Annotated in this window: 30 protein-coding genes; 17 read left to right on the plus strand and 13 right to left on the minus strand. The window is 59.3% G+C overall.

The annotated features are described in order from the left end of the window. Positions 1 to 26: 26 nt before the first annotated feature. Complete coding sequence (locus tag FGA82_RS10935) at positions 27 to 1,064, minus strand: patatin-like phospholipase family protein (protein ID WP_123453059.1); 1,038 nt, start codon at positions 1,062 to 1,064, stop codon at positions 27 to 29. A 216-nt stretch (positions 1,065 to 1,280) separates the two neighbouring features. Between FGA82_RS10935 and FGA82_RS10940 the strand changes: the two genes are divergently transcribed. The 3 genes from FGA82_RS10940 to FGA82_RS10950 all read left to right on the plus strand — a co-directional run bounded on the left by FGA82_RS10940 (position 1,281) and on the right by FGA82_RS10950 (position 3,448). Then, entirely contained in the window at positions 1,281 to 1,559 is a 279-nt protein-coding gene (locus FGA82_RS10940; RefSeq protein ID WP_007908543.1) for a hypothetical protein, read from the plus strand. Between the two features lie 79 nt (positions 1,560 to 1,638). Then, on the plus strand, positions 1,639 to 2,403 hold the full coding sequence (locus FGA82_RS10945; protein ID WP_141127096.1) for a CHAD domain-containing protein: 765 nt from the start codon (positions 1,639 to 1,641) through the stop codon (positions 2,401 to 2,403). 250 nt (positions 2,404 to 2,653) lie between these two features. Beyond that, positions 2,654 to 3,448: an acyl-CoA thioesterase gene (locus FGA82_RS10950; protein WP_141127097.1), complete on the plus strand. Its 795-nt coding sequence runs from the start codon at positions 2,654 to 2,656 to the stop codon at positions 3,446 to 3,448. A gap of 1 nt (position 3,449) precedes the next feature. On the opposite strand, the gene FGA82_RS10955 is transcribed toward FGA82_RS10950, so the two are convergent. The 3 genes from FGA82_RS10955 to FGA82_RS10965 form a co-directional block, all read right to left on the minus strand. After that, complete coding sequence (locus FGA82_RS10955) at positions 3,450 to 3,815, minus strand: terminase (RefSeq protein WP_034155260.1); 366 nt, start codon at positions 3,813 to 3,815, stop codon at positions 3,450 to 3,452. Positions 3,816 to 4,028: 213 nt separating this feature from the next. Further along, positions 4,029 to 5,510, minus strand: coding sequence for a methyl-accepting chemotaxis protein (locus FGA82_RS10960; protein ID WP_141127098.1), 1,482 nt, complete (start codon positions 5,508 to 5,510; stop codon positions 4,029 to 4,031). A gap of 175 nt (positions 5,511 to 5,685) precedes the next feature. After that, entirely contained in the window at positions 5,686 to 6,492 is an 807-nt protein-coding gene (locus tag FGA82_RS10965; RefSeq protein ID WP_141127099.1) for a TatD family hydrolase, read from the minus strand. Positions 6,493 to 6,728: 236 nt separating this feature from the next. On the opposite strand from FGA82_RS10965, the gene FGA82_RS10970 reads away from it, so the two are divergent. The 3 genes from FGA82_RS10970 to FGA82_RS10980 all read left to right on the plus strand — a co-directional run bounded on the left by FGA82_RS10970 (position 6,729) and on the right by FGA82_RS10980 (position 9,255). Continuing rightward, entirely contained in the window at positions 6,729 to 8,150 is a 1,422-nt protein-coding gene (locus tag FGA82_RS10970) for a transglycosylase SLT domain-containing protein (RefSeq protein WP_141127100.1), read from the plus strand. 112 nt (positions 8,151 to 8,262) lie between these two features. Beyond that, entirely contained in the window at positions 8,263 to 8,697 is a 435-nt protein-coding gene (locus tag FGA82_RS10975; protein WP_007908568.1) for a DoxX family protein, read from the plus strand. A gap of 249 nt (positions 8,698 to 8,946) precedes the next feature. Next, positions 8,947 to 9,255, plus strand: coding sequence for a hypothetical protein (locus FGA82_RS10980; protein WP_077573983.1), 309 nt, complete (start codon positions 8,947 to 8,949; stop codon positions 9,253 to 9,255). Between the two features lie 6 nt (positions 9,256 to 9,261). On the opposite strand, the gene greB is transcribed toward FGA82_RS10980, so the two are convergent. Genes greB through FGA82_RS10995 form a run of 3 tightly spaced genes read right to left on the minus strand, consistent with a single transcriptional unit; the run spans position 9,262 to position 12,981 of the window. Next, entirely contained in the window at positions 9,262 to 9,759 is a 498-nt protein-coding gene (greB, locus tag FGA82_RS10985) for a transcription elongation factor GreB (protein WP_016985509.1), read from the minus strand. A gap of 34 nt (positions 9,760 to 9,793) precedes the next feature. Continuing rightward, a complete protein-coding gene (locus FGA82_RS10990; protein ID WP_141127101.1) occupies positions 9,794 to 12,298 on the minus strand; it encodes an ABC transporter permease in 2,505 nt (834 codons plus the stop codon). Further along, complete coding sequence (locus FGA82_RS10995) at positions 12,298 to 12,981, minus strand: ABC transporter ATP-binding protein (protein WP_007908572.1); 684 nt, start codon at positions 12,979 to 12,981, stop codon at positions 12,298 to 12,300. Before FGA82_RS10995 ends, FGA82_RS10990 begins: the two co-directional genes overlap by 1 nt. A 10-nt stretch (positions 12,982 to 12,991) precedes the next feature. Between FGA82_RS10995 and FGA82_RS11000 the strand changes: the two genes are divergently transcribed. The 3 genes from FGA82_RS11000 (at position 12,992) to FGA82_RS11010 (ending at position 15,118) form a co-directional block, all read left to right on the plus strand. After that, positions 12,992 to 13,597: an arylesterase gene (locus FGA82_RS11000; protein ID WP_016985507.1), complete on the plus strand. Its 606-nt coding sequence runs from the start codon at positions 12,992 to 12,994 to the stop codon at positions 13,595 to 13,597. 57 nt (positions 13,598 to 13,654) lie between these two features. Further along, on the plus strand, positions 13,655 to 13,948 hold the full coding sequence (locus FGA82_RS11005; RefSeq protein ID WP_007908575.1) for a hypothetical protein: 294 nt from the start codon (positions 13,655 to 13,657) through the stop codon (positions 13,946 to 13,948). Between the two features lie 198 nt (positions 13,949 to 14,146). Next, positions 14,147 to 15,118 carry a L,D-transpeptidase family protein gene (locus FGA82_RS11010; protein ID WP_141127102.1) on the plus strand — a complete coding sequence of 324 codons (972 nt, stop codon included), beginning with the start codon at positions 14,147 to 14,149 and terminating at the stop codon, positions 15,116 to 15,118. A gap of 126 nt (positions 15,119 to 15,244) precedes the next feature. Here FGA82_RS11010 and oprI read toward each other — a convergent pair whose 3' ends face one another. Next, a complete protein-coding gene (gene oprI / locus FGA82_RS11015) occupies positions 15,245 to 15,496 on the minus strand; it encodes an outer membrane lipoprotei OprI (protein WP_003199355.1) in 252 nt (83 codons plus the stop codon). 639 nt (positions 15,497 to 16,135) lie between these two features. On the opposite strand from oprI, the gene FGA82_RS11020 reads away from it, so the two are divergent. Beyond that, positions 16,136 to 16,417 carry a GNAT family N-acetyltransferase gene (locus tag FGA82_RS11020; RefSeq protein ID WP_003226804.1) on the plus strand — a complete coding sequence of 94 codons (282 nt, stop codon included), beginning with the start codon at positions 16,136 to 16,138 and terminating at the stop codon, positions 16,415 to 16,417. Positions 16,418 to 16,477: 60 nt separating this feature from the next. Here FGA82_RS11020 and FGA82_RS11025 read toward each other — a convergent pair whose 3' ends face one another. Further along, entirely contained in the window at positions 16,478 to 17,554 is a 1,077-nt protein-coding gene (locus tag FGA82_RS11025) for a 3-deoxy-7-phosphoheptulonate synthase (RefSeq protein ID WP_016985505.1), read from the minus strand. Between the two features lie 143 nt (positions 17,555 to 17,697). Continuing rightward, positions 17,698 to 18,141: a PilZ domain-containing protein gene (locus tag FGA82_RS11030; protein ID WP_141127103.1), complete on the minus strand. Its 444-nt coding sequence runs from the start codon at positions 18,139 to 18,141 to the stop codon at positions 17,698 to 17,700. On the opposite strand from FGA82_RS11030, the gene FGA82_RS11035 reads away from it, so the two are divergent. From FGA82_RS11035 to cysB, 5 genes are all read left to right on the plus strand, one after another. Then, positions 18,140 to 18,526: a thioredoxin family protein gene (locus FGA82_RS11035; RefSeq protein ID WP_042705015.1), complete on the plus strand. Its 387-nt coding sequence runs from the start codon at positions 18,140 to 18,142 to the stop codon at positions 18,524 to 18,526. The two genes, FGA82_RS11030 and FGA82_RS11035, sit on opposite strands and share 2 nt — an antisense overlap. Continuing rightward, on the plus strand, positions 18,523 to 19,479 hold the full coding sequence (locus tag FGA82_RS11040; RefSeq protein WP_141127104.1) for a putative 2-dehydropantoate 2-reductase: 957 nt from the start codon (positions 18,523 to 18,525) through the stop codon (positions 19,477 to 19,479). Before FGA82_RS11035 ends, FGA82_RS11040 begins: the two co-directional genes overlap by 4 nt. A gap of 22 nt (positions 19,480 to 19,501) precedes the next feature. Beyond that, on the plus strand, positions 19,502 to 20,407 hold the full coding sequence (locus FGA82_RS11045) for a 5'-nucleotidase (RefSeq protein WP_122608520.1): 906 nt from the start codon (positions 19,502 to 19,504) through the stop codon (positions 20,405 to 20,407). Positions 20,408 to 20,504: 97 nt separating this feature from the next. After that, a complete protein-coding gene (locus tag FGA82_RS11050) occupies positions 20,505 to 21,008 on the plus strand; it encodes a universal stress protein (protein ID WP_016985500.1) in 504 nt (167 codons plus the stop codon). 113 nt (positions 21,009 to 21,121) lie between these two features. Further along, positions 21,122 to 22,096: an HTH-type transcriptional regulator CysB gene (gene cysB, locus FGA82_RS11055; RefSeq protein WP_007908591.1), complete on the plus strand. Its 975-nt coding sequence runs from the start codon at positions 21,122 to 21,124 to the stop codon at positions 22,094 to 22,096. A gap of 9 nt (positions 22,097 to 22,105) precedes the next feature. Here the strand turns inward: cysB and FGA82_RS11060 are convergent, their stop codons facing one another. Both FGA82_RS11060 and FGA82_RS11065 read right to left on the minus strand, forming a co-directional pair. Next, a complete protein-coding gene (locus FGA82_RS11060) occupies positions 22,106 to 22,588 on the minus strand; it encodes a GreA/GreB family elongation factor (RefSeq protein ID WP_077573938.1) in 483 nt (160 codons plus the stop codon). A 2-nt stretch (positions 22,589 to 22,590) separates the two neighbouring features. Beyond that, on the minus strand, positions 22,591 to 23,001 hold the full coding sequence (locus FGA82_RS11065; RefSeq protein ID WP_141127105.1) for a hypothetical protein: 411 nt from the start codon (positions 22,999 to 23,001) through the stop codon (positions 22,591 to 22,593). Positions 23,002 to 23,125: 124 nt separating this feature from the next. On the opposite strand from FGA82_RS11065, the gene earP reads away from it, so the two are divergent. Then, entirely contained in the window at positions 23,126 to 24,268 is a 1,143-nt protein-coding gene (earP, locus tag FGA82_RS11070) for an elongation factor P maturation arginine rhamnosyltransferase EarP (protein ID WP_141127106.1), read from the plus strand. A 48-nt stretch (positions 24,269 to 24,316) separates the two neighbouring features. Further along, positions 24,317 to 24,886 carry an elongation factor P gene (locus FGA82_RS11075; protein WP_007908599.1) on the plus strand — a complete coding sequence of 190 codons (570 nt, stop codon included), beginning with the start codon at positions 24,317 to 24,319 and terminating at the stop codon, positions 24,884 to 24,886. A gap of 74 nt (positions 24,887 to 24,960) precedes the next feature. Here the strand turns inward: FGA82_RS11075 and FGA82_RS11080 are convergent, their stop codons facing one another. Continuing rightward, a complete protein-coding gene (locus FGA82_RS11080) occupies positions 24,961 to 25,380 on the minus strand; it encodes an organic hydroperoxide resistance protein (protein WP_016985496.1) in 420 nt (139 codons plus the stop codon). Positions 25,381 to 25,634: the final 254 nt, after the last annotated feature.

Consider the following 25,634-nt stretch of genomic DNA (forward strand, 5'->3'; position numbering starts at 1 on the left):
CAAATTCAATGAAGAATTTTAGCCATTCATCCCTGCTCACTGTCATACCGATCCAGCGTATCCCGCGCAATCTCCCGTCCCAACGCGATCAACTCCGGCGCCTTGTAAAACTCGAAAAACCGGCACACCCGCTTCGGCACGTTGATCAGGATATCCGGCGGATACCCGGCAATCTTGTACTGCGCCAGCGAGGTCTGCATCACCTCGAAACTCTGGTTGATCAAATCCAGCAGCGAGGCCGGCCCGACGTTATCGATGATGAACGAACCGGTCGCCGATTTCGGTGCGCCTTCACGCTCGGGCGCAGCCGCCGGTTGTTGGCTTTCCGGCTCGGCGCCGTCAAGCCAGGGATTGATGTCCGCGGCTTCAGCGCGCAGCGCCTCCTGCTCGAGCCGCAACAGTTGCTCGGCCTGTGTACGGCGGAACGGCATCTTCGACCCCAGCGAACTGATCAGGCTGTCGAAGCGCGAGCGGAACGCGGCCGGGCGCTGGATCACCGGCAATTTGTAATGACGCTGGTTGGTCGAGTTGAGATTGACCGCAATGATCAGATCACAGTGGCTCGATACCACTGGCACGATCGGCAACGGATTGAGAATGCCGCCGTCGACCAGCATGCGATTGCCTTGCATCACCGGGGTGAACAGGCTGGGAATCGCCGCCGAGGCGCGCATCGCCTGATGCAGGCAGCCTTCCTGAAACCAGATTTCCTGCTGATTGGTGAGGTCGGCGGCGACCGCGGTGTAGGGGATGCGCAAGTCTTCGATGTTGACCTCGCCGACGATCTTGCGGATCTGCCCGAAGACCTTTTCGCCGCGAATCGCGCCGAGGCGGAAACTCACGTCGACCAGCCGCAGCACATCCAGATAGTCGAGACTTTCGATCCAGTTTTTGTAAACGTCGAGTTTGCCGGCGGCGTAGATCCCGCCGACCACGGCACCCATCGAACAGCCGGCAATGCAGGCGATTTCGTAACCGCGTTTCTCGATCTCTTCGATGACCCCGATATGGGCATAGCCCCGGGCGCCACCGGAGCCTAGTACCAGCGCGACACGTTTTTTCATCCAGCATCCTCCCGACAAGGTTGCACAATGCACCCATCGCCGGGCCGGCTCAATCGCCGTGGTCGTTGAGTGCGCCGGCGACGTCGTTTTTTTGATACTGCATGACCCTTCAGCGCTATCCTTCTCAGTTGCGCGGTTTCACCCGCCGGCGAGGCACTTTTTCGCAGCCTTACCGTCTTACCTGCACGACTGTTGACCTATTTTGAGGTGTGAGTGATGAAAGCCTGGATCTGTGTGCCGTTGATGGCTCTGGCATTGGCCGGTTGCGCCGGTAAAACCGCTTACCGCGACAGCTGCGGCAGCCAGCTCGACGCGGCCTGGCATGAGCTGGATCTGGCCAAGGCCGAAGGCTTTGCCGGCACCGTCAGCTACTCCAAAGCGTTGTCGCTGCTGACCGCCGCCAAGACCCAGCAGCAATTCGAAGGGTTCGAAGGCTGCAGCAAGAAAGCCGAGAAGGCGCGTTTCTACATTCGCGAATCCCGCGCTGGCCGCTAAGCTGCTGACGTGAAGCAAGGATGCTGCGTTCACTGGGCGGCAGCCTGTTCTTAAGAGCCATTTGAATCAGGAGCAAGTGATGTCTGCGTTGGTTGACCGGTTGGTGGCTCATGTCCTGAGTCTGGAGGTGCGGCTGCTGGCCTGTCAGGCACGACTGACTGCACGTACCGACCCCGAAGCGCTGCATGATCTGCGCACTACGGTGCGGCGCTTGCGCAGCCTGTTGCGTCCATTGCGTGGCTTGCCCGGCGTCGAGCAACTGGAAGACGCCGCTTCGGCAGTCGGCCAATTGACCACACCGTGGCGTGATCGCGAGGTGCTTGCTGCGTACCTGCTCAAGCATGATCAGCCTGAAGCCGCGCAACGGCGCATGGCGCAAATGGCCGAAGCCTATCCGGCGCTGGCGGCGAGTGCCGAAGTGGCTTCGCTGCAGATGATTCTCGACGCCTTTCCGCGTTTTCTGCGCGCCTCCCAGCGCCAGGGCTTGCTCAAGGGCTTGGCCAAACGCATTGAAAAACGCTTGGGCAAGCAATGGCAGAAACTTGATGAGGCGCTGCACGATCCGGCCCACGACCGCCATCGCCTGCGCCTGCTGATCAAGCGCGTGCGTTATGGCATCGAAGCCTATCCCGAACTGGATCGCTTGCCCGAGGCGGCGCTGGCGAGATTGAAGTCGGCTCAAGGCGCGTTGGGTGACTGGCACGATTGCTGGCAGTGGCTGGCGAAGTCTGAGCTTGAGGCGGATCTTCAACCGTGCGTCGCCACTTGGCAGGCGACCATGATCAAAGCCGAAGCCAAGGCTGATCGCGTGCTGGAAAAACTCAGTTCAACCTGCTTCAAATAACCTTAGCCCCGCGATATCCCCTGTAGGAGCTGCCGAAGGCTCGGGCCGCGTTCGGACGATCTTTTGATCTTGTTGTTAAAAATCAAAATCAAAAGATCGCAACCTTCGGCAGCTCCTACAGGGTTTTGTGTCTGTATTTGAAATACGCTAAGGCCTTTCTGTCAGTCTCTTTGACCGGAATAGACGCTGCGGCGCTGTGCAGGTCTGGTTAAGATCCCTGCATTCCTTTCTCGTTTTCTGAGGTTGCCCCATGCGCTTTAGCGATCTGCTCGATGCGGTCCGCCGCCAACCGGAACTGACGATTCCTGCCGAATGGGGTCAGGGCCGTGCCAGTTTCGGTGGTCTGGTTGCCGCGCTGCAATACGAAGCCATGCGCGCAAAAGTCCCGGCGGATCGCCCGGTACGTTCGCTGGCGATCACCTTTGTCGGCCCGGTCGAGCCTGAAGTCCCGGTGAGCTTCGAAGTGGATGTGCTGCGTGAAGGCAAAGCCGTCAGCCAGGTCATGGGCCGGGCGATGCAAAATGGTCAGGTCGTGACGATCGTTCAAGGCAGTTTCGGTGCTTCGCGGCCGTCGGAGGTTGCCGTCGAGGCGTATCCGGCGCCGTCAATGAAGCACTGGGACGAATGCCAGGAGTTACCCTACATTAAAGGCGTGACCCCGGAGTTCATGCGTCATCTGGCGATGCGCTGGAGCGTTGGCGGCATGCCGTTCACCGGCAATCAATCGCGCCTGATGGGCGGCTGGGTGCGGTTACGTGGGGATGTCAAAGAAGAACCGGTCAACGAGGCGCATCTGCTGGCCCTGGTCGATGCGTGGCCACCCGCGTTGTTGCCGTATCTGAAGAAGCCTGCACCCGGCAGCACGCTGACCTGGACCATCGAATTCGTTCAGCCGCTACGCGACTTGAGCACGCTTGACTGGTGCCAATACCTCGCCGACATCGAGTACGCCGCCGATGGCTACGGCCACGTCGCCGCCAAGCTGTGGAGCGCGGAAGGTGAGTTGATTGCGATGAGTCGCCAGACGGTCACGATCTTCGCCTGACTCAGTGCCGGCGGTGGCGCTCACGCCAGGCGCGCCACCAGCCGCCGCTGAGAAAGAAGCGCGGGAAGGTCAGGAACTGCTCGACCAGTAAACGCGAGACGGCATCTTTACGATCACTGAACGGCTCGGAGGCTTGCGCCTCCAGGCTGTGGCCATGACGCTGCAAACCCAGCGCCGCGATGATGCCGATTACACCGATGGCGACGCTGGCCAGACTCAGGCTGAACACCCCGGAGACGATCAGCAGAAACGCGACGATAAACAACGGCACGGCAATCAGGTGCAGCACCAGATTGGTCGGATGCTGATGATTACCCGGGTACGCGCGCCATTGCCACGCGGGAAGATTGGGGTGACGTTTGCCCATGTTGACTACTCCTCGATCCATGTTGAACACATGCTTGAAGAATAGGCCCGGGCGTGGAGGGCGGCGAATCAAGGTTGGCTATTGAAGTGATAGGCGTCATCGCAGGATTCGATGCTGGATGGGATGACGCCTTCGCGAGCAGGCTCGCTCCCACATTGGATCGGTGCGCATACAAATTCCCTTGTGGGAGCGAGCTTGCTCGCGAAAGGGTCTTCAGAGTTTCAGCTGGCCTATAGCCCTGCTCAGTTCCCCGGCCAACGTCGCCAGTTCATTACTGGTCGTCGCCGAATCCACTGTTTGCTGCACGGTGTTCTCGGTCACATCACGAATACTCACCACCGCCCGGTTCATCTCTTCGGCGACCTGACTCTGCTGCTCCGCCGCCACGGCAATCTGCGTATTGCTTTCGCGCATCTGCGCCACCGCTCCGGTGATCTCCGCCAGCGCCGCGCCAGCCTCTTGCGCCTGCTGCACGCAGTCGTCGGCCTTGTACGAACTCTCCTGCATGAAATCCACCGCGTCGCGGGTGCCAGCCTGCAACGCCGAGACCATGGTGGTGATTTCGTCGGTCGAGGTCTGCACCCGTTTCGCCAGATTGCGCACCTCATCGGCGACCACGGCAAACCCCCGGCCCATCTCACCGGCGCGCGCCGCTTCGATGGCAGCGTTCAGCGCCAACAGATTGGTCTGCTCGGCAATGCTGTGAATCACGCTGACCACGCCGTTGATCTTCTGACTGTCCTCGGCCAGCCGTTGAATCATCTCGGCGGTCTGCTGCACACCGCTGGATAACCCGGCAATCGAGTGCTGCACTCGGGCAACCACTTGCTGACCGCTGCCGGCGAGGCCGTCGGCGGTCTGCGACAGGTCGCGGGTGGCGCCGGCGTGCTGGGCGATGTGATAGACCGTGGCGGTCATTTCGTTGATCGCGGTGGCGGCCTGATCGGTTTCGCTCTGCTGGCCGAGCATGCCGTGGCGCACTTCGTTCATGCTCGACGCCAGCCGCGCCGCACCGACATCCAGTTGCCGTGCGGTGTTGGCCACCGTGGTGACGACGCGCTGATAACCGGCCTGCATCGCGTTGAAGGCGTTGGCCATCTGCCCGACTTCGTCTTTGCCGGCCAGCGGCACACGGGCCGAGAGATCGCCGCTTTTCTCGACGTGGAGCATCACGTCTTTCAGCGTGTTGAGCTGGCTAAGCAAGAAGCGGATCAGCAGTTGCGAGGCACACAGCATGGCGAACATCAGAATGAACACCGCCACCGCATAGTTGGCAAAACGTTCGCTGAACACCTGAGTCAGGCTCGGGCCAAAGGCAATCACTGCGACTTGCTGGCCATCGGTGCGGCTGAATACTTCGGCGCCCATCAACGGGTTGTCGCCGAACAGCGGCAGGTGATTGATTTCGTTCCAGCCGTTGCTGTCGGTGATTTCCAGCAAGGGTTGATCATTCAGGCGCGGTGCTTCGCCGCGCTTGAAGGTCAGCACCTGATCGGTTTTCGGTAATGCCTGCCCGACCGGCCAGGCCTTGAGCAATTGCGCCTGGGCTTGCGCCGAGGCCTGAGACGCGTGACTGCGCGCCTGTTGTTCAAGCTGCACGGCGTACAGCACCAGCAACAGGGTGGTGACGAAGGCGACTGCGTTGACCGCCCAGAATTTGTATTTCAGCGAGATATTGCTAAGCCAGGCACCCATGGAGGTTTTCTCTGATAGCGGAAACAGTTTTGGCAAGGTGCCAGCATTGTGCCGCTATGCAGAAGGCTCGATTTGATGTGGGTCAAGAGATCAAAAGATCGCAGCCTTCGGCAGCTCCTACATTGGGATGGCGTACATCCTGTAGGAGCTGCCGAAGGCTGCGATCTTTTGCGGCTTACGCCAATGCCGGGAGGTTGTAGAACGCGCGGGCGCATGCGGTGGTGTGCGCCGCCAGATCCTGCTCGGTTTCGCCACGATGCAGCGCCACTTCGCGCAGGACTTCAGTCAGATACGCCGGTTCATTGCGGCCGTTCTTCGGTTTCGGTCGCAATGTGCGCGGTAGCAAATAGGGCGCATCGCTTTCCAGCATCAAGCGTCCGCGCTTGATCTCTTTCACCAGTGGATGCAAATGCGTGCCACGGCGCTCATCGCAGATCCAGCCGGTGATGCCGATGTGCAAGTCCAGATCGAGGTAGCTGAACAACGCCTTTTGCTCGCCGGTGAAGCAATGCACCACAGCGGCGGGCAATTGATCGCGGAAGCCTTTGAGGATTTCCAGCAGGCGCTGGCTGGCATCGCGCTCGTGCAGGAACACTGGCAGCTGCAGCTCGACGGCCATGGCCAGGTGTTCTTCGAGGACTTTTTCCTGCTGTGGGCGCGGCGAGAAATCACGGTTGAAGTCCAGCCCGCATTCACCCACGGCGACTACATTTTTTTCTTGCAACAGATTGCGCAAACGACGAGCGCTGTCAGCGTTCCAGTCACTGGCCGAATGCGGGTGAATACCGGCGGTGGCGAACAGCCGCTGGCCGCTTTCATCGAGCTGCTGGCACAGCTCCAAGGCTTGCTCACTGCCCTCGACGCTAGTGCCGGTCAGCACCAATTGGCAGACTCCGGCCGCATAGGCTCGATCGAGCACGGCCTGATGTTTGTCGGCGAAACTGGGGTTGGTCAGGTTGACGCCGATATCGATGAGTTGCATGGTTGCTACCTCGGGCCGAAGGCCGGAAAGCATACCAGAGCTGTAGATTCATAAGAAAAACCAAGAACTACAACGAGTTATAGCTGTCTTTTGATGCCGCGACGCAGCCCGGTTTGGCAGAAGTGCCATTACTGTGCCAGTCTCTCGCACTTTGCCAGCGCTCCAAGCGCTCTGTTTTCGTCGGTAATTTCGATCTTTTAGAGATGAAGTTGCCCCGTATTCTTTCCGGAGAGTGGATGGTTCGTCCCTCGGTTTTGCTGCTGTTGTGTGGATCGTTGCTGCTGCCGATGACGGCGGTCGCGCGCCTGCCCGGGCCACTGCAAGCCGTGCCGGCGGCCAAGGTGCGGGACTTGTCCGAGATTCGCAGCAGCCGCGTGTTGCGCGTGCTGGTCAATCAGAGCCGCAACAGCTCCGGCGAAGTCCAGGGCCAGGCCATCGGCGTCGAATACCATCGCCTGCGTGCCTTCGAGCAATACCTCAATGGGCATGCTCGCGACGGCCAGGAAATCACCCTCAAGATCATTCCCAAAGCCAAGGATCAACTGCTCGGCGCGTTGCAGCGTGGCGAGGGTGATCTGGTTGCACCAGGCGAGTTGCTTGAGCTGCAACCGGGTCACGCGGTGGCCAGCAGCGAACCGATCGCCAGCAACGTGCCGCTGATGTTGGTCGGGATCAAGGGTGAGCGGCGCTACACCAAAGTCGAGCAGCTCTCCGGCAAAACCCTGGCGTTGCCGACCGGCAGTGCGGCGGGGGAGGCGGTCAGTCAGCTCAATCAGAAACTGGCGTTGCACAAACTGGCGCCGATCAAGATTGAATGGGTCGATCCGACGCTGGCGGTAGAAGATGTGCTGGAGATGGTTCAGGGCGGCATTTTCCACCTGACCATCGTCGAGCAACCCATCGCCGAGCGCTGGGGCAAGATCCTGCCGAAATTGCGTTTTGACCGGCAACTGATGATCAGCGAGCCGGGTGAGGAATACTGGTTCGTGCGCCGCGATGCTTCGATGTTGCGCGCGAGCATTGACCGCTTTCTCGGCGGTTACAAGAAGCCGTCCAACGAAGATGCCGCGTTTCTGCGCATCTATCGCCGTCTCTACCAAGTCCACTATCCATTGGCCAAGGCTGACCGCCAGCGTCTGGAAAAACTGCGCCCGACCCTGCAGAAGCATGCCCAGGCGCAGAACATGGACTGGTTGAACCTCGCCGCGCTGGCCTTCAAGGAGTCAGCGTTGCAACCCAACGCGCGCAGCGGCAGTGGCCCGACCGGGCTGATGCAGATCACGCCGTCCGCCGCACAGCGAGTCGGTGTGAGCAACATTCAGAATCTCGATGCGAATGTGCAGGCCGGGGCCAAGTACCTGGCGATGATCCGCCGCAAGTTCTTCAACAGCCCCAAGCTCAATGAGCGCGAGCGCATGGCCTTCACGCTGGCAGCCTACAACATCGGTCCCGAGCGCGTGCAGGGCATGCGCGCTGAAGCCCGGCGGCGCGGGCTGAACCCCAATCAGTGGTTCTTCCAGGTCGAGCGCATCGCCATGGAGCAGGTAGGAATGGGGCCGGTCAGCTATGTTAATAGCGTGAACAAGTATTACTTGGCGTTCGACCGGGAGCGGGAGTCGTTGGAGCCCGGGGCGCAAAAAGTCGTCTCACGGAAATGATCTAATAAGTTGATTGTTATGGCGGAATATTTGCGCTTTTAACATGAAATTTACTGATTAATATAGCGGCCAACCAACACACACAACTTCTCGCAAAAACAAGGAATGCCCCATGAGCTCTCTGATCAACAAAGTACTGTTCACCCGCGCTGGCTACGGTCTGACCATCCTGCGCATCGCTGTCGGCGTGATCTTCGCTGCGCACGGTTCGCAAAAACTCTTCGGTCTGTTCGGTGGGTATGGTCTGGCGGGCACCGCGCAGTACATGGACAGCATCGGTCTGCACCCGGGTTACCTGATGGCGACGCTGGCGGGTGGTACTGAATTCTTCGCTGGCCTGGCCTTGATCATCGGCCTGCTGGTTCGTCCGGCTGCATTGGGCCTGACCTTCCTGTCGCTGGTGGCGATCTTCACCGTACACATCAGCAACGGTCTGTTTATGGCCAACAACGGTTACGAGTTCGCACTGGCCCTGCTCGGTGGCAGCCTCGCCGTGCTGATCGAAGGCGCCGGCAAGCTCTCGGTGGACCGCGCCATCGCCGGTTAAGCGCTCTGGCTCAAGGAAAAGGCCCGCATTGTGCGGGCCTTTTTTTGTTGCGGCTGATTCTTGACACTGATCGGTCACGTTCTCTAGGATGTTGCCCATGCGCCGATTTAAACAGCTACTTGCGGGGCGCCAGGTGACTTCAACAGTTGCCGTCAGAAGCCGGAACAGGGCTTCGAAATACCGCTAAAGCGCTGGTTCGGTGTTGCCTCTCACCTGCCATGCAGACTTTTGAGGCAGAGACACGATACGATGAATGCACTACGCCCTCCAGCACGTCCCGCGCCGATCACGGCTCATATCACCCAGCGCAACCCGAAAATCCTTCTTGGCGGCAAACATCAGCCGACGCTGTTGCGTTATCTCGATGGCTGGCCACGTCGCAGCGGCGGTCCTGCCGCGTTCCTGATCCAGTTCGTGGAAGACGGCGAGTCGCTGGCGCGGTTTGCCACTGACAGTTTTGATCTGGCAGTGATTCAGGCCCCGACTGCCGAAGATGCGCCGGAGATGATCAAACAACTGGTCCGCGTTGCGCGGCAGGGCCTGATCACTCGTCGCTGATACGCTTTACGGATAGTCGATAGCGACAATGTAAACGAACTGCTCACCGGTTGGCGTCTGCACCCGCACCTCAGCGTCCAGCGCTTTGCCGATCAAGGCGCGGGCCAGTGGTGAGTCGATGCTGATCAAACCCAGTTTCAGATCCAGCTCATCCGGGCCGACGATGCGGTAGCGCGATTGCTTGCCGTCTTCGTCTTCGATGGTCACCCACGCGCCGAAGTAGACCTTGTTCGGATCACTGGGTTTTTCACTGACGACTTTCAACGCTTCCAGGCGTTTGGTGAGAAAGCGCACGCGACTGTCGATCTCGCGCAGCATTTTCTTGCCGTAGGTGTACTCGGCGTTTTCCGAGCGATCACCCTGAGCCGCCGCTTCGCTGACCGATTGCGTCACCTGCGGGCGGCGCACATGCCACAACTCATGGAATTCGGCGCGCATCCGCGCTTCACCTTCGGGGGTGATCAGCGCGGTGCCGGCAGGGCGTGGAGGGCGATAACGGCTCATGGCAACTTCTTGTGATTAAGACCGCTTGAGTCTATCAACCCTCACGCAACACTGTCAGTGGACTTGCGTTGAGCGCCCGACGCGTACCGAACACGCCGGCACCCCCAATCAGTGCCGCGCCAATCAATGGCAGTACCAACAACCACGGATGAGGGTGCCACGGCAGATCGAACGCGTAGCGATACAACACCAGACTCACTACTTCCGAGCCGATGGCTGCAAGCAAACCGCTGACCGCACCCAGCAGGCCGAACTCGATGCGTCGTGCCTTGACCAGCAACTTGCGCTCGGCCCCCAAGGCGCGCAGCAGCGCACCTTGGCGAATACGTTCATCCAGCGTTGCCTGCAATCCGGAAAACAGCACGGCCATTCCCGCCGCCAAGACAAACAACAACACATACTCTACGGCCAAAGTGACTTGGGCGAGGATGCTGCGCAGTTGTTCCAGCAGCGCTTCGACCTGAAGAATGGTCACCGCCGGGAAGGTGCGCGACAGTTCAACGATCTGCTGATCATGACCGGGCGCCAGATAGAAGCTGGTCAGGTAAGTCGCCGGCAGATCCTTCAACGTGCCGGGCTGGAAGATCATGAAGAAGTTCGGCTGGAAATTGTCCCAGTTGATTTCGCGCAGGCTGGTGACCTTCGCTTCGCGGTTGACCCCGCCGACGCTGAATACCATGTGATCGCCGAGTTTAAGCTTGAGGCTTTCGGCGACTTTGCCTTCCACCGATACCCCGGGAACATCGTCGGTTGGCTGATCTTTCCACCATTCACCGGCGGTGAGCTTGTTGCCCGCGGGCAAGTCCGCCGCCCAGGTCAGGCTCAAGTCGCGTTGCACGGCACGGTCGCCCGCCGAATCCTTGCTGACGATTTGCTGTACGGCTTCACCGTTGATGCTGATCAATCGCCCCGGCACCACGGGATAAAGTGGTGCAGCTTGCGCGGACACCTTGATCAAATGATCGGTGAAGGCCTGTTTGTCTGCCGGCAGAATGTTCAGCGCAAAGTAGTTCGGCGCATTTTTCGGCAACTGGTTTTGCCAGGTGTCGAGCAGTTCGCCGCGCAGCAGGGCGATCAAGGCCATCGACAGCAGAATCAGGCCGAACGCCAACGACTGACCGGCCGCTGCCAACGGATGGCGCAGCAACTGGCCCAGGCCCAAGCGCCACGGCAGCGAAGCACGGGCGAGCATCCGCCGCAGGCTCTGCAACAGCAACAGCAGCAGGCCGCCCAGCACCAGCGCGGCGACCACGCCACCGCCGAGCAGGGCGAATGTCAGCAGCAGATCCAGACTCAGGCGCCACATGATCAGGCCGAGCGCACCCAGGGCGGCGCCGTAAACCATCCAGGTACTCGATGGGATCGGCAGCATGTCCCGGCGCAGGACCCGTAGCGGTGGCACGCGACCCAATGCGGCCAGCGGCGGCAAGGCGAAACCGGCCAACGCCACCAGCCCGGTACCGATCCCGGCGATGGCTGGAAACAGCCCGCCCGGTGGCACGTCGCTTGGCAACAAATCATGCAGCAGTGCGAACAGGCCCAGTTGCGCCAACCAGCCGAGCAGGGCACCGCTAAGAGCGGCGAGCAAACCAAGTACGGTCAACTGCAAGCTGAACAGCGCCATGGTTTCCCGCCGTGATAGTCCGAGGCAGCGTAGCAAGGCGCTGGCGTCGAAGCGGCGACTGGCAAAACGGTTGGCCGACAACGCCACCGCAACACCGGCCAACAGCACCGCGACCAGACTGGCCATGTTCAGATAACGCTCGGCCTTACCGAGTGCACCGCCAATCTGCCGGTTGCCGTCGCGGGCATCCTGAATTCGCTGATTCGCAGCGAGCCCGGGTTTGATCAATTGCCGATAGGTTTCCAGCGCCTGCGGTTCACCGCGCCACAGTTCGCGGTAACTCACGCGGCTGCCGGGTTGCACGACACCGGTGGCGGCGAGGTCATCGAGGTTGATCATCACCCGGGGCGTGAGGCTATAGAAGTTGCCGGCGCGATCCGGTTCATACGTCAGCACTCGGGCCAGTTTCAACGTCTTCATGCCGACATCGATGCTGTCGCCGATTTTCAGATCCAGTGCGGTCAGCAGGCGTGCCTCAACCCAGGCTTCGCCGGGTTGCGGTTCACCGCCGGGCTCTTCGGTGGCGAAGGGCGCTGGCGCACTTTTCAGTTCGCCGCGCAACGGATAGGCGCTGTCGACGGCTTTGATGCTCGACAGCTGAATGCCGTTGTCGGTGGCGATGACACTGGAGAACTCCACCACTTGTGCGTGATTCAGGCGCAGCTCGGTACCACTCCTGATCTGTTCTTCACGAGCCGGGGAACTGCCTTCGAGTACCAGATCGGCGCCGAGAAATTCAGTTGCGCGCAGCATCATGGCGCCGTTCAGGCGGGCGCCGAAATAGCCGATGGCGGTACTCGCCGCCACCGCAACGACCAACGCGAAGAACAACACGCGCAATTCGCCGGCGCGGGCATCGCGCAGGAGTTGGCGTATAGCGAGACTGAACAGACGCAACAGCGGCAAACGTGCCATCAAGGCTCCAGAGGGGCGACCAACAGCCCGGCTTCAAGACGGATCAGGCGCCGGCAGCGATGGGCCAGGCGTTCGTCGTGGGTCACCAGCACCAGGGTGGTGCCGCGTTCCTTGTTCAATTCGAAGAGCAAATCGCTGATGCGCTCGCCGGTGTGGCTGTCGAGGTTGCCGGTGGGTTCGTCGGCAAACAGCACGTCAGGCTCGGCAGCAAAGGCGCGGGCGATTGCCACGCGTTGTTGTTCGCCACCAGAGAGCTGGCGCGGTGAATGCGTCAGGCGCTGGCCAAGGCCCACCCGTTGCAGCAGTTCAGTTGCGCGTTCACGGGCATCTTTGCGGCCATCGAGTTCCAGCGGCAGCATGACGTTTTCCAGCGCGTTGAGGCTGTCGAGCAACTGAAAGGACTGGAAGACGAAGCCGACATGCTCGGCACGAATGCGTGCGCGCTGGTCTTCATCGAGATTGCTCAGGCCCTGGCCGGCGAGAATGACTTCGCCACTGCTCGGCAGGTCGAGACCGGCGAGCAGGCCGAGGAGGGTGGATTTGCCCGAACCGGATGCGCCGACGATGGCCAGGCTGTCGCCCTTGTTCAGTTCCAGGCTGAGTTCGTGCAGGATAGTCAGTTCACCTTCCGCGCTGGGAACCACTTTGCTGAGGTTCTTCGCGGTGAGAATGCTTGCGCCCATGGAGAATCCGATGCGTGTGTGGTTTTTGAGTGCTGGCCTGGCCTTGATGTGCATGGCCCAGAACGCAGCGGCGGGTACTGTCCTGATCGTTGGCGATAGTATCAGCGCCGGTTTCGGACTGGATACCCGCTTGGGGTGGGTGTCGTTGCTCGAACAACGGCTCAAACAGGAGGGTTTCGACGACAAAGTGGTCAATGCCTCGATCAGCGGCGATACCAGTGCCGGAGGCCAGGCGCGGCTGCCCGCGCTGCTTGCAGAGCATAAACCGGAACTGGTGATCCTCGAACTGGGTGGCAACGATGGCTTGCGCGGAATGCCGCCAACTCAATTGCAACAAAATCTTGCCTCGATGATCGACAGCTCCCGCCAGAGCGGGGCCAAGGTGCTGTTGCTCGGCATGCAGCTGCCGCCCAATTATGGCAAGCGTTACACCGATGCCTTTGCCGAGGTCTACGGCAAACTCGCCGATGATAAAAAGATCCCGCTGGTACCGTTTTTCCTCGACGGCGTGGGCGGTCATCCAGACTTGATGCAGGCCGATGGTCTGCACCCGGCGGCCGGGGCTCAGGGCAAGTTGCTGGAAAATGTCTGGCCGACGCTAAAACCGCTGTTATGAGGCTTTTCTAAGGGCAGGCTTTCGGCTAATGTGGCGCCCCCTTATTTGGAGCCCCCGATGTCGCGTTCTGCCTGGTCCCTGTTTGCCTACCAACTGATCGAGCCTGACGAGCAGCTGGATCTGTTCGCCTGCCAGGAAGTGCGGGTGCATCTGGTGACGCGGCAACTCGAACTCGGTGGCTCGGCCGATCGCACCCTCTGTGGCAGTCTACTGCCGGCGCAGCCACGCTGGTCGAGTGTGGATCGCCGGGTGTTTCAGGATCAGCGCCTGTGTTCGTTGTGCCGGGCGATTCTGGAGTCGCAGAAGCGCGGCACCTCGCCTATCTGGCCGGAGCTGCGTTTCGAGCTCTGATTCTGTGGGAGCCGAGCTTGCTCGCGAAGAGGCCATGTCAGTTAACATTTTTGGCGACTGACCCAGCGCTTTCGCGAGCAAGCTTGCTCCCACCTGGAACACCTTGTCGCCTGCATTGGGGTGATCTCCCCGAATATTCAAAGTGCGGTGTACAATCGCGCTCTTATACCCTTGTTGATCATGCGAAGGATTTTCCGGATGTTGCCGCGCTTTCCTGCCGTCACCCGCTGCCTGTCACTTGCCGCCCTGTGTGTGGCCGGTCCCGTTGCTGCATTGGAGTTTCCCCTGCCTCCACCCGGTGAAGACATCATCGGGCAGGTGCAGGTGATCAAAGCCAAGTACGAAGACACCTTCGCCGATCTGGGCACGAAGTACGATCTGGGTTACTCGGAAATGGTCGCGGCCAACCCGGGCGTCGATGCCTGGTTGCCGGGCGCCGGCACCGAGATCGTGTTGCCGACCCGTTTCATTCTGCCGCCGGGCCCGCGTGAAGGCATCGTCATCAACCTTGCCGAATACCGCCTCTACTATTTCCCGAAAGGCCGCAACGTGGTGTACACGTTCCCGCTGGGTATCGGTCGTGAGGGCTGGGGTTCGCCGATCGCGCACACCTCGATCACCGCCAAGACGCCTAACCCGACCTGGACGCCTCCCGCATCGATCAAGGCTGAACACGCTGCTGATGGCGACCCGCTGCCGAACGTAGTACCGGCCGGCCCGGACAATCCGCTGGGCCCGTTCAAGTTCACCCTGGGCACCCCGGGTTACCTGATCCACGGTTCGAACAAGAAATTCGGTATCGGCATGCGCACCAGTCACGGCTGCTTCCGCATGTTCAACAACAACGTACTGGAAATGGCCGGCATGGTCCCGGTCGGTACGTCGGTACGCATCCTCAACGATGCCTACAAGTTCGGCAGCAGTGGCGGCAAGGTTTATCTGGAAGCGCACACACCGATCGACGACAAGGGCAACCCGTCGGTGGTCGACAAACACACCGCAGTGATCAACGCGATGCTCAAGCGTGAAGACGTCACCAGCAACCTGCGCGTGAACTGGGATGTGGTGCGTGATGTGGTCGCGGCTGAAGATGGCCTGCCAACGGAAATCGGCACGCCAGGTACTTCGGCGCCGATCGTTTCGAGTGCACCGATCGATCTGCAGCAATAAGCCAGTGGTCAAGAGCCCGTCGATGCGTGATGCGTCGGCGGGTTTTTTATTGCCCGGACAAAAGTTTCAGGCACAAAAAAGCCGACCCAGACATCGGATCGGCTTGATAACAATCCCGAGGGATTATTACTTGCGGCTAGCTTTGTCCAGCATGCGCAGAGCACGCTCGTTAGCTTCGTCAGCAGTCTGTTGTGCTTTTTGAGCAGCAGCCAGAGCTTCATCAGCTTTACGGTAAGCTTCGTCTGCACGAGCCTGGGAGCGAGCAGCTGCGTCTTCAGTAGCGGTCAGACGTGCTTCGGTTTCTTTCGATGCGCTGCTGCAACCGGTAGCCAGAACTGCGGCCAGAGCCAGAGCAGAGAATTTCAGAACGTTGTTCATCGTGTTCCCCTTCAAGGACTTTCAAATTAAGTGGCTGTCTCCTCACGATTGAGGAAATAGCCGGCGTACATACTACCCATTACTTGTAGTAAGTAAACTGACGTAAGGCAAGAAGCAAAAAAAATTGTAGGCGTTGATTCTTTTTCGAGCAACTTTTAACTGCGCTGTTTAAAAAATACCCAGCTGCAAGCCCCGAGCTGAGCGAGTTAATGAGAAAAAGTTCCCGTTGCCACGTGTTGTTTTTGCAGTCTTGGCTAAAGTCTGTCTAGATGAATTCGTCCACACTTTTGTTCCGATTTTGCGCGCTGCTTCGCTTATCTTTGTCCATGTTGAGGTGACTTTAAAAAAGGCTGCACGTCTTAAGTCTCAACATCCGGCAATGTTCAGGTGAGTGGCCCGGGAAGATCTTCTCCTCAGTCACCTCTGCGTCCATCGGAGCAACCCCCGTCAACCCGCTTGATGACGAGCGTACCTTGAGCATTTTTGCCAATGGTGCCTACTATTTATCAGGTGCCAGGTTGCGCGAGATCGGTGTGGCTCTTCTCGGTGTCCATCAGGCACAGGGTGGCGTAGATGTTCCTTCGCCGGAAAAACATCGGTAAGGTAGGGGTCAGAATTCAAGACCCGCGAGGAGTAGTGATGAGCGAGGCGTTGTCCATCCACCATGACCAGGCTGGTCATCAGTTCGAGACCAATGTGGACGGTCATCGTGCCTACCTGACTTATATGGATCTGGGGAAACAGACCCTGGATATCTATCGCACGTTCGTGCCCAACGCCTTGCGCGGTCGAGGCATAGCGGCAGCGCTGACAGAAAGCGCTTTGCAGTACGCCGAAGAAATGGGCTACACGGTGATCCCGTCATGCTCCTACGTCGAGCGCTACATGGAACGTCATCAGCGCCGCGCGGCCAAAATCTGAATCGCACATACAAGAACGCCGGGCATTGCCCGGCGTTTTTTTATGCCTGAAAAACGCGTATCAGCTGCGCTGGCGTTTCGGCAGAACATCCTTGAGCTTGGCGTGCATGCTGCGCAGGGTGTTCTCGGTGGCAGACCAGTCGATGCAGGCATCGGTGATCGACACGCCGTATTGCAGGTCGGCGAGGTCTTTCGGAATGGCCTGGCAACCCCAGTTCAGATGACTCTCGACCATCAGGCCGATGATCGACTGGTTGCCTTCGAGGATCTGGTTGGCGACGTTCTCCATCACCAGCGGTTGCAGGGCCGGGTCCTTGTTGGAGTTGGCGTGGCTGCAATCGACCATGATGTTCGGCTTGATCTTCGCCTTGTCCAGCGCCTGTTCGCACAGGGCAACGCTGACCGAATCGTAATTCGGCTTGCCGTTGCCACCGCGCAGCACCACGTGACCGTAGGCGTTGCCTTTGGTGGTGACGATCGACACGCCACCTTCCTGGTTGATACCGAGGAAACGGTGCGGGCTGGACACCGACTGCAAGGCGTTGATCGCCACAGTCAGACCGCCGTCAGTGCCGTTCTTGAAGCCGACGGCCGAGGACAGGCCGGAAGCCATTTCCCGGTGAGTCTGCGATTCGGTGGTGCGCGCGCCGATGGCCGACCAGCTGATCAGGTCCTGCAGATACTGCGGGGAGATCGGGTCGAGGGCTTCGGTGGCGGTTGGCAGGCCTTTTTCGGCCAGATCCAGCAGCAACTGACGACCGATGTGCAGACCGTCCTGAATCTTGAACGAGTCGTCCAGGTACGGATCGTTGATCAGGCCTTTCCAGCCAACGGTGGTCCGTGGCTTCTCGAAATACACGCGCATGACCAGATACAGGGTGTCGGAAACTTCCGCCGCCAGCACCTTGAGGCGATCGGCGTATTCGTGGGCAGCCTTGATGTCGTGGATCGAGCATGGGCCGATCACTACGAACAGACGGTGGTCGGTGCCATCAAGAATGTTGCGAATGACTTCGCGGCCCTTGGTGACGGTGCGCAGGGCAGCATCGCTCAGAGGGATATCACGCTTGAGCTGATCGGGAGTGATCAGGGTCTCGTTAGAGGCGACGTTTAGGTCGTTGATCGGTAAATCAGCCATCGTTTACTCGTCAGGTCACGGGTGCCGGCCGCCAGCGATCCCCGCGCGGCGGAGCACAGCAGATTTAAGCGCGTCGGGGAGCGGAACCTTAGCGCGTAAAGCGCCTGCTCGACAATGGGCATGTAACGGTTTAGAGAAGACGGTCAGTCCAGCACTGGCTGGGCGAAAGCCTTGCGTACGCTGTCGTGGGAGAACTCGTCGGCGTGTTGCTCGACCCATTGCAGGGCCAGCGCCTGAATATCCTGCAGGTCATCGTGGCTTTCGTTCATGCGGCAAAAGCGCTCGATCTGACACACCTGCTCACCCATTCGCGCGCTGAACAGCGTCTGCTCATCGGTAAAGGCGATGCCCACCAGATAGCCTTTTTTGCGGCGCAGGCACCACGCCACATAGCCCGGATAGCAGATGCCGGCGTTGAGTGTCGGCATGCGCACTTGCAGCGCCGTGCCATGGCGCCAGGCACGGTGGTAATTGCAAGCAATGCCGCCGAGGCTGATAGTGTGCAGCTGTTGCCTGGAAATACACTCAGGCTTGAGCAAGGTTAATTCAACCGGCACCTCGTCCGGATGAGGAATGAAACGTCCCATGAGCACAGACTCCCTGTGTCGGCCATTTGACATTGTTTCCCCCAGTATAGTGGTCGAATCCGAACTGACCGATTTCGACGCCGATCAACGGCTGTTGGCGATGAGCGGCGTTTCGCTGGTGATTTTCACCAGTGTCGGCTGCGCCAGTTGCCGTTATGCCCGCGAGGTGTTGCCGGGACTCGATCTGGCCATCGATCAGTTGTGCTGGATCGATGCCGGCGACAACGGCGGGTTGGTGGAGCGCTATCAGGTCTTTCATTTGCCGGCGCTGTTTGTGGTGCGCGACGGTGAGTTCTTTGGGGCATTGCACACGCGCCTGACGGCCGATGCGCTGAACGCGGCGCTGGCGCAGGCACTGGGTCGAATAGCAGAGGAGTTGCCATGATGGGGGCAGTGAATAAACCGGTCGTAGGGATTATCGGTACCGGGGCAATCGGGGGTTTCTACGGTGTGATGTTGGCGCGTGCCGGTTTCGATGTGCACTTTCTGTTGCGCAGCGAGTTTTCGGCGGTGGCTGAGCACGGTTTGCACATCAACAGCGCAGTGCATGGCCCGTTGACGTTGCATCCGGCGCGGGCCTATTCGCCGGCCGAAGACATGCCCAAATGCGACTGGCTGTTGGTGGGGGCGAAAACCACCAGCAACGCCGGCCTCGCACCTTCTATCATTCAAGCGGCCAAAGCGGATGCGAAAGTGCTGGTCCTGCAAAACGGTCTCGACGTCGAAGACAACTTACGTGAATTGCTCCCTGATTCCCTGCACCTGCTCGGCGGTTTGTGCCTGATCTGCGTGCATCGCGAAGGGCCTGGACAAGTCACCCACCAAGCCTTGGGCGCAGTCAATGTTGGCTATCACAGCGGTCCGGCCATCGATGACGTTGCGCGTATGGCAATTGTCGAAGAGGGTTCCAATCTGTTCCGCACCGCCGGAATCGATTCCCAGGCAATGCCCAAGCTGCAGCAGGCACGCTGGCAGAAACTGATCTGGAATATTCCCTACAACGGACTATCGGTATTGCTCGGCGCCAGCACCACGCCGCTGATGGCCGATGCCGACAGCCGCGCGTCGATCCAGGCGTTGATGGCCGAAGTGGTGCAGGGCGCCAAGGCGTGCGGCCACGACGTGCCAGCGGGCTACGCCGACTATCTGTTCATGATGACCGAGAAAATGCCCGACTACTGGCCGAGCATGTACCACGACTTTTTACACAAACGACCGCTGGAGCTGGAAGCGATCTACGCTCGGCCATTGGCGGCAGCGAAAGCGGCGGGCTGTGAGCTGCCGCGAATCGAAGCGTTGTATCGCAATTTAAGTTTTATCGACCGGCGCAACGTTTAAGCCGGTCGCTCTGGGGGAAGGCATGGCCAAGAACATCGATGACAAACTGGTGCTGGCGATTTCGTCGCGCGCCTTGTTCGACCTGAGCGAGAGCCACAAGGTCTATCTGTCGAGCGGCGTCGAAGCCTATCGGCAGTATCAGATCGAGCACGAAGACGAAATTCTTGCGCCCGGCGATGCCTTTCCGCTGGTGGAAAAACTCCTGAGCCTGAACAGTCGCCTCGGCCGTGCGCGGGTCGAGGTGATTCTGGTCTCGCGCAACAGCGCCGACACCGGCCTGCGCGTGTTCAACTCGATTCATCATTACGGTCTGGCGATTTCCCGCGCGGCGTTTGTCGGTGGGCGCAGTCCGTATCCTTATTTGAAAGCCTTTGGCTGCGACCTTTTTCTTTCCACTCATGCCGAAGACGTGCGCGCGGCGCTGGATGCCGGGTTCGCCGCCGCAACGATTCTGTCTGGTGGCGCCAGTCGCGCGGCCAGCGACGAATTGCGCATCGCCTTCGACGGCGATGCAGTGATCTTTTCCGACGAGTCTGAGCGCGTTTATCAGTCCGGCGGGCTGGAAGCGTTCCAGGCCAAGGAGCGCGAGTCGGCGCGCGAGCCTTTGCGCGGAGGGCCGTTCAAGGGCTTTCTGGCGGCACTCAATCTGTTGCAGCGCGAGTTTCCCGATGACGATTGCCCGATCCGCACGGCGCTGGTCACCGCGCGTTCGGCGCCGGCCCATGAACGGGTGATCCGCACCTTGCGTGAGTGGGACATTCGCCTCGACGAATCCCTGTTCCTCGGCGGCCTGACCAAATCGGCGTTTCTCGAAGCGTTCGCTGCTGATGTGTTTTTCGATGATCAGGCCGGCCACTGCGAACTCGCTCGTGAAGTAGTCGCCACTGGCCACGTGCCGCACGGCATCAGCAACGAACCGCCGGTCTAAAGCCCTTTGGTTCAAGACGTTGCGTCGCCCGTCGTAGTCGCCAAGGCACTGCTAAGCTGAATCAAATCTCCGCCATGTTGGCACGCGAGGAGGTCATATGATTCGTTCGATGCTGTATGCCACTGACCTCGGTCTGTACGCACCGTTAGTGATGCAGCATGCCCTGGCATTGGCGCGAACGTTCAATGCCGATCTGTACGTGGTGCACGCGGTGGAGCCAATGGGGCTGTTTGCCGAATCGGTGTTGCAGAGTTATCTCGACGAGCAGGCATTGAACGAATTTCACAGCCAGGGTCTGAAAACTGTCATCGCCAATATCGAGCAGAGGGTGCTGGACAGTTTTCGCGAAGAACTGGGAGATGAAGGCGAGCAGGATCTGCAGCGCATTCGCGCGGTGCGCGTGCTGCAGGGCGATCCCTCGCAGGTGATTCTCGACCAGGTGCAGAAACTCTCTGTCGATCTGCTGATCGTCGGCAGTCACAGCCACGGGGTGGGCGCGGAAACGCCGTTGGGGCGCACGGCGGCGCGGGTCCTGCAATTGGCCAAGGTGCCGGTTTATCTGGTGCCGTTGGTGGAGCGTCGGCGGCGGGAGGATCGCTGAAGCAGGAATAATGGCCCTTTGATAAAAAAGTTCTAGATTTATTATTCAAACCATTAATATAGTTATATACCGTCGCTGATGCCCGTGGCGTCTACCTGCTTTGAGGGATTCATATGAAGCTTCAACAATTGCGCTACATCTGGGAAGTGGCGCACCACGACCTCAACGTTTCCGCTACAGCCCAAAGCCTTTACACCTCGCAACCGGGCATCAGTAAGCAAATCCGTCTGCTGGAAGATGAACTTGGCGTCGAAGTGTTTGCCCGCAGCGGCAAGCACCTGACCCGCGTGACCCCGGCCGGCGAGCGCATCATCACCACTGCCGGTGAGATTCTGCGCAAGGTCGAAAGCATCAAGCAGATCGCCCAGGAATTTTCCAACGAGAAGAAAGGCACCCTGTCGATTGCCACCACGCACACCCAGGCACGTTATGCGCTGCCACCGGTGATCAGCAATTTCATCAAGCAATACCCCGACGTGGCGCTGCACATGCACCAGGGTTCGCCGATGCAAATTGCCGAAATGGCTGCTGATGGCACCGTCGATTTTGCCATTGCCACCGAAGCGCTGGAGCTGTTCGGCGATCTGGTGATGATGCCGTGCTATCGCTGGAACCGTTGCGTGGTCGTGCCGCAGGGTCACCCGTTGACCAAACTGCCGAAGCTCACACTGGAAGCACTGGCCGAATACCCGATCGTGACTTACGTATTTGGTTTTACCGGGCGTTCGAAACTCGACGAAGCCTTCAGCCATCGTGGTCTGACACCGAAAGTGGTGTTCACCGCCGCTGACGCCGACGTGATCAAAACCTACGTGCGTCTGGGTCTGGGCGTGGGCATCGTCGCTAAAATGGCGGTAGACACCAAACTCGACAACGATCTGGTGGTGCTGGATGCCAGCGAACTGTTCGAATCGAGCATCACCAAAATCGGTTTCCGTCGCGGCACTTTCCTGCGTGGTTTCATGTGCGACTTCATCGAGAAGTTCGCCCCGCACCTGACCCGCGAAGTCATGGCCAAAGCCATTCAGTGCCATAACAAGCAGGAACTGGAAGAACTGTTCGACGGCGTCGAACTGCCGGTTCACTGATCAACTGCCTCAAAGCACCTCGGTGACAGCAAACTGTTGCCGAGTGCCCGCCACCAGAATCTCCACCTCATCGCCTTCGCACTTGCCCAGCAGACCTTTGCCCAACGGCGAGCGCGGGGTGATGACGGTTATCGGCTGACCGACCACATCGACTTTCAGGCCAGCCGCATCCGGTGCCAGAAACAGCCATTGCTCGCGACCCTTTTCGTCTTCCAGGCCGAGCAGGGCGCCGACTTCGATGCCGCGGTTTTCGTCATAGGCCCGCAAGGTCAGGTTCTGGCACAGCGCGAGTGACTGACGGATTTCTTCGACCCTTTTCGCCTGACCCGCCGCCAGATACGACGCCTCAAGCCCCAGCGTGTCGTACTTGTTTTCGGCGATGTTCTCTTCGTGAGTCGCGGTTTCGTAAGCGGTTTGCGCGGCGCGTTCGGCGATGTCGAGATCGACGCGCAGTTTGTCGAGAATCAATTGGTGGACGATGTGCTTGTTCATGATCAATCGCAGAATTGCAAAACGTTGGCGCGGCTCTTTTCGCTCGGAGCTGTCTGATCCTGCTGCAGCCAGAACTGGCATTTTGGATTCGACAGATTACGCGTGCTGCCGCGTGCCTGATCCAGACGCGCCTGTTGCTCGTTCTTGCGCAGGTTTTCTTCGTACTGTTCGAATAACGGGCTCTGCGGGGGAATATCCGGCTGTACCTGAACCGCCGCTGGCGGATTGGCCAATTGCTGCACAGCCTGGGCAACCGGTGCCAGTTGTTCTTTGAACAGAAAATGCGCCAGCAGCCAGCAGGTCAGCGCAATGGCGAGGAAGCCCAGCCACATGCCCAAGGCAATGCTGCCGGTCAAATGCAGCGCACTAAGCTGAACAGGCAGAGGACGGCGCGGGTTGGGACGGTAGGGCATGGCTGCCTCCTGGCGGGTGATTGCGGGCAAGTGGCGATTGTCGCACGAAGATTAATCGCCGTCGGCTCTTCTGCGCGAGGTCATTTATGCGGACAATCGCTGCTTTTGCCAACGGGAGTCTTGAATGCCGGAATTGAAAACCCGCTGGGATATTTTCTGCACCGTCGTCGACAACTTTGGTGATATCGGTGTGACCTGGCGTCTGGCCCGGCAACTGGCGGCCGAGCACGGTCTGGCGGTGCGCCTGTGGGTCGATGATCTGCGCGCATTCGAACGCATTTGCCCCGAGATCGATATCAACGCGGCAGAGCAATCCCAGCAGGGTGTCGAAGTGCGCCACTGGCCGGCCGCGTGGGTGCACACAGATGCGGCGGATGTGGTGATCGCCGCGTTTGCCTGTCAATTACCCAGTGATTACATGGACGCGATGGCCGGGCGTGAACAGCCGCCGCTGTGGATGAACCTCGACTATCTCAGCGCTGAAGACTGGGTTGTCGGTTGCCACGGTCTGCCGTCGGTGAAATACAAATCGGTGCAAAAAATCTTTTTTTTCCCCGGCTTCCAGCCCGGTACTGGTGGTTTGCTGCGTGAGCGTGGATTGCTTGAGCAGCGTCGGCAGTTTCAACAGGATCCGGAGGCGCAGCGACAATTCCTGCAAGGCCTGGGCATCGATCGCGCGCCTGAGGCGCAGCTGATTTCGTTGTTTGCCTACGAGAATGCCGGGCTGGCCAGTTGGCTGGACGTGTTGGCGGCGGACGCTGCACCGACTCATCTGCTGGTGCCGGAAGGGCGGATTCTTGGCGATGTGGCGCGCTGGCTGGAGGTGGAAGCCCTGGCGGTCGGTGCGATTCATGTGCGTCAGTCGCTGACCGTGCAAGTGCTGCCGTTCGTCCGACAGGATCAATATGATCACTTGCTCTGGTGCTGCGATTTCAATGCGGTGCGCGGTGAAGATTCGTTTGTCCGCGCGCAATGGGCGGCGCGGCCAATGCTCTGGCACATCTATCAGCAGGACGAAGACATCCATCTGGACAAGCTCGACGCCTTCCTTGCGCTGTATACGAAAGGGCTCTCGCCGGCTGCTGCCGAGGCGATGAGCGGTCTCTGGCGCGCCTGGAGTGCCGGTCAGCCTATCGGCGAACACTGGCTCGCAGCGCGTAATCATTGGCCAGAACTGCAGAAAAATGCCGAAGCGTGGTGTCTGGAACAAGGCTTGCAGGCCGATCTTGCCGCAGCGCTGGTACAGTTTTACCTAAATTGGATATGATACGCGGCCTAGATTTTTGTAAATCCCATCCAAATTCGGATATTCGCAATGAAAACTGGTAAAGAACTGAAACCCGGTACCGTGATCCGTCTCGAGAACGATCCTTGGCTGGTTCAGAAAGCTGAATTCACCAAGTCGGGCCGTAATAGCGCGATCATGAAGACCAAGCTGAAAAACCTGCTGACCGGTTACAAGACCGAGATCGTTTACAGCGCTGACGACAAACTGGACGACGTAATCCTCGACCGCAAAGAAGCGACCCTGTCCTTCATCAGCGGCGACACCTACACGTTCATGGACACCACTGACTACACCATGTACGAGCTGAACGCTGAAGACATCGAAGCTGTTCTGCCTTTCGTTGAAGAAGGCATGACCGATGTTTGCGAAGCGATCTTCTTCGAAGAGCGTCTGGTTTCCGTAGAGCTGCCGACCACCATCGTGCGCGTAGTTGACTACACCGAAGGTTCGGCTCGCGGCGACACTTCCGGCAAAGTAATGAAGCCAGCCAAGCTGGCCAACGGTACTGAGCTGCAAGTTGCTGACTTCATCGAAATCGGTGACAAGATCGAAATCGACACCCGCGAAGGCGGTTCCTACAAAGGCCGTGCCAAATAAGCACTGCTTTTTGCGGAAAGAAAAAGCCCGACCATTGAGTCGGGCTTTTTTGTGCCAGCGATTTGTGTCTGGTTTCAGACGGTGGTGTGCAGACGCACATCGACGTTGCCACGGGTGGCGTTGGAGTACGGGCAAACCTGGTGAGCCGCGTCGACCAGCGCTTGTGCGTCGGCTTGTTCCAGGCCTGGCAGGCTGATGTGCAAGTCGATGTCCAGACCGAAACCGCCAGGGATTTGGCCGATGCCGACGTGGGCGGTGATCGAGGCGTCGTCAGGGATTTTGCGTTTGGTCTGGCTAGCGACGAATTTCAGTGCGCCGATGAAACAGGCCGAGTAGCCGGCAGCGAACAGCTGCTCAGGGTTGGTCGCCGCGCCGCCGGCACCGCCGAGTTCTTTCGGCGTGGCGAGTTTGACGTCGAGGATGTTGTCGCTGGAGATCGCACGACCGTCACGGCCGCCGGTGGAGGTTGCGATTGCGGTGTAGAGAGTTTGCATGGTGTGAGCCTCATTGGGTGTGTTTGTGTGCGCTAATTGTTTGTGCGCTAAGTAAATGCGAGGTGAATGTATCGCGCGAATATTTAGCGCGCAAGATAAATTTTTGAAAAAACGGCGTTTTGGCAGACGGCGAATCGCTCGGTTAGCCTGAAAAGTGCGATTTAGAGGGGATGGCGGGGAGATCAGGCGTTGAAAAATATTCTTCAGACGACAAGATCATATGTAGGAGTGAACCTGCTCGCGATAGCGGTGGT

This window comes from Pseudomonas fluorescens, assembly GCF_005938625.1.
Lineage (GTDB): Bacteria > Pseudomonadota > Gammaproteobacteria > Pseudomonadales > Pseudomonadaceae > Aquipseudomonas > Aquipseudomonas fluorescens_BD.

Excerpts from the sequence above, each read along its gene's own strand:
- FGA82_RS10935 (WP_123453059.1), bottom strand. The coding sequence starts at position 1,064 with ATGAAAAAACGTGTCGCGCTGGTACTAGGCTCCGGTGGCGCCCGGGGC.
- FGA82_RS10940 (WP_007908543.1), top strand. The coding sequence starts at position 1,281 with ATGAAAGCCTGGATCTGTGTGCCGTTGATGGCTCTGGCATTGGCCGGT.
- FGA82_RS10945 (WP_141127096.1), top strand. The coding sequence starts at position 1,639 with ATGTCTGCGTTGGTTGACCGGTTGGTGGCTCATGTCCTGAGTCTGGAG.
- FGA82_RS10950 (WP_141127097.1), top strand. The coding sequence starts at position 2,654 with ATGCGCTTTAGCGATCTGCTCGATGCGGTCCGCCGCCAACCGGAACTG.
- FGA82_RS10955 (WP_034155260.1), bottom strand. The coding sequence starts at position 3,815 with ATGGGCAAACGTCACCCCAATCTTCCCGCGTGGCAATGGCGCGCGTAC.
- FGA82_RS10960 (WP_141127098.1), bottom strand. The coding sequence starts at position 5,510 with ATGGGTGCCTGGCTTAGCAATATCTCGCTGAAATACAAATTCTGGGCG.
- FGA82_RS10965 (WP_141127099.1), bottom strand. The coding sequence starts at position 6,492 with ATGCAACTCATCGATATCGGCGTCAACCTGACCAACCCCAGTTTCGCC.
- FGA82_RS10970 (WP_141127100.1), top strand. The coding sequence starts at position 6,729 with ATGGTTCGTCCCTCGGTTTTGCTGCTGTTGTGTGGATCGTTGCTGCTG.
- FGA82_RS10975 (WP_007908568.1), top strand. The coding sequence starts at position 8,263 with ATGAGCTCTCTGATCAACAAAGTACTGTTCACCCGCGCTGGCTACGGT.
- FGA82_RS10980 (WP_077573983.1), top strand. The coding sequence starts at position 8,947 with ATGAATGCACTACGCCCTCCAGCACGTCCCGCGCCGATCACGGCTCAT.
- greB (WP_016985509.1), bottom strand. The coding sequence starts at position 9,759 with ATGAGCCGTTATCGCCCTCCACGCCCTGCCGGCACCGCGCTGATCACC.
- FGA82_RS10990 (WP_141127101.1), bottom strand. The coding sequence starts at position 12,298 with ATGGCACGTTTGCCGCTGTTGCGTCTGTTCAGTCTCGCTATACGCCAA.
- FGA82_RS10995 (WP_007908572.1), bottom strand. The coding sequence starts at position 12,981 with ATGGGCGCAAGCATTCTCACCGCGAAGAACCTCAGCAAAGTGGTTCCC.
- FGA82_RS11000 (WP_016985507.1), top strand. The coding sequence starts at position 12,992 with ATGCGTGTGTGGTTTTTGAGTGCTGGCCTGGCCTTGATGTGCATGGCC.
- FGA82_RS11005 (WP_007908575.1), top strand. The coding sequence starts at position 13,655 with ATGTCGCGTTCTGCCTGGTCCCTGTTTGCCTACCAACTGATCGAGCCT.
- FGA82_RS11010 (WP_141127102.1), top strand. The coding sequence starts at position 14,147 with ATGTTGCCGCGCTTTCCTGCCGTCACCCGCTGCCTGTCACTTGCCGCC.
- oprI (WP_003199355.1), bottom strand. The coding sequence starts at position 15,496 with ATGAACAACGTTCTGAAATTCTCTGCTCTGGCTCTGGCCGCAGTTCTG.
- FGA82_RS11020 (WP_003226804.1), top strand. The coding sequence starts at position 16,136 with ATGAGCGAGGCGTTGTCCATCCACCATGACCAGGCTGGTCATCAGTTC.
- FGA82_RS11025 (WP_016985505.1), bottom strand. The coding sequence starts at position 17,554 with ATGGCTGATTTACCGATCAACGACCTAAACGTCGCCTCTAACGAGACC.
- FGA82_RS11035 (WP_042705015.1), top strand. The coding sequence starts at position 18,140 with ATGAGCACAGACTCCCTGTGTCGGCCATTTGACATTGTTTCCCCCAGT.
- FGA82_RS11030 (WP_141127103.1), bottom strand. The coding sequence starts at position 18,141 with ATGGGACGTTTCATTCCTCATCCGGACGAGGTGCCGGTTGAATTAACC.
- FGA82_RS11040 (WP_141127104.1), top strand. The coding sequence starts at position 18,523 with ATGATGGGGGCAGTGAATAAACCGGTCGTAGGGATTATCGGTACCGGG.
- FGA82_RS11045 (WP_122608520.1), top strand. The coding sequence starts at position 19,502 with ATGGCCAAGAACATCGATGACAAACTGGTGCTGGCGATTTCGTCGCGC.
- FGA82_RS11050 (WP_016985500.1), top strand. The coding sequence starts at position 20,505 with ATGATTCGTTCGATGCTGTATGCCACTGACCTCGGTCTGTACGCACCG.
- cysB (WP_007908591.1), top strand. The coding sequence starts at position 21,122 with ATGAAGCTTCAACAATTGCGCTACATCTGGGAAGTGGCGCACCACGAC.
- FGA82_RS11060 (WP_077573938.1), bottom strand. The coding sequence starts at position 22,588 with ATGAACAAGCACATCGTCCACCAATTGATTCTCGACAAACTGCGCGTC.
- FGA82_RS11065 (WP_141127105.1), bottom strand. The coding sequence starts at position 23,001 with ATGCCCTACCGTCCCAACCCGCGCCGTCCTCTGCCTGTTCAGCTTAGT.
- earP (WP_141127106.1), top strand. The coding sequence starts at position 23,126 with ATGCCGGAATTGAAAACCCGCTGGGATATTTTCTGCACCGTCGTCGAC.
- FGA82_RS11075 (WP_007908599.1), top strand. The coding sequence starts at position 24,317 with ATGAAAACTGGTAAAGAACTGAAACCCGGTACCGTGATCCGTCTCGAG.
- FGA82_RS11080 (WP_016985496.1), bottom strand. The coding sequence starts at position 25,380 with ATGCAAACTCTCTACACCGCAATCGCAACCTCCACCGGCGGCCGTGAC.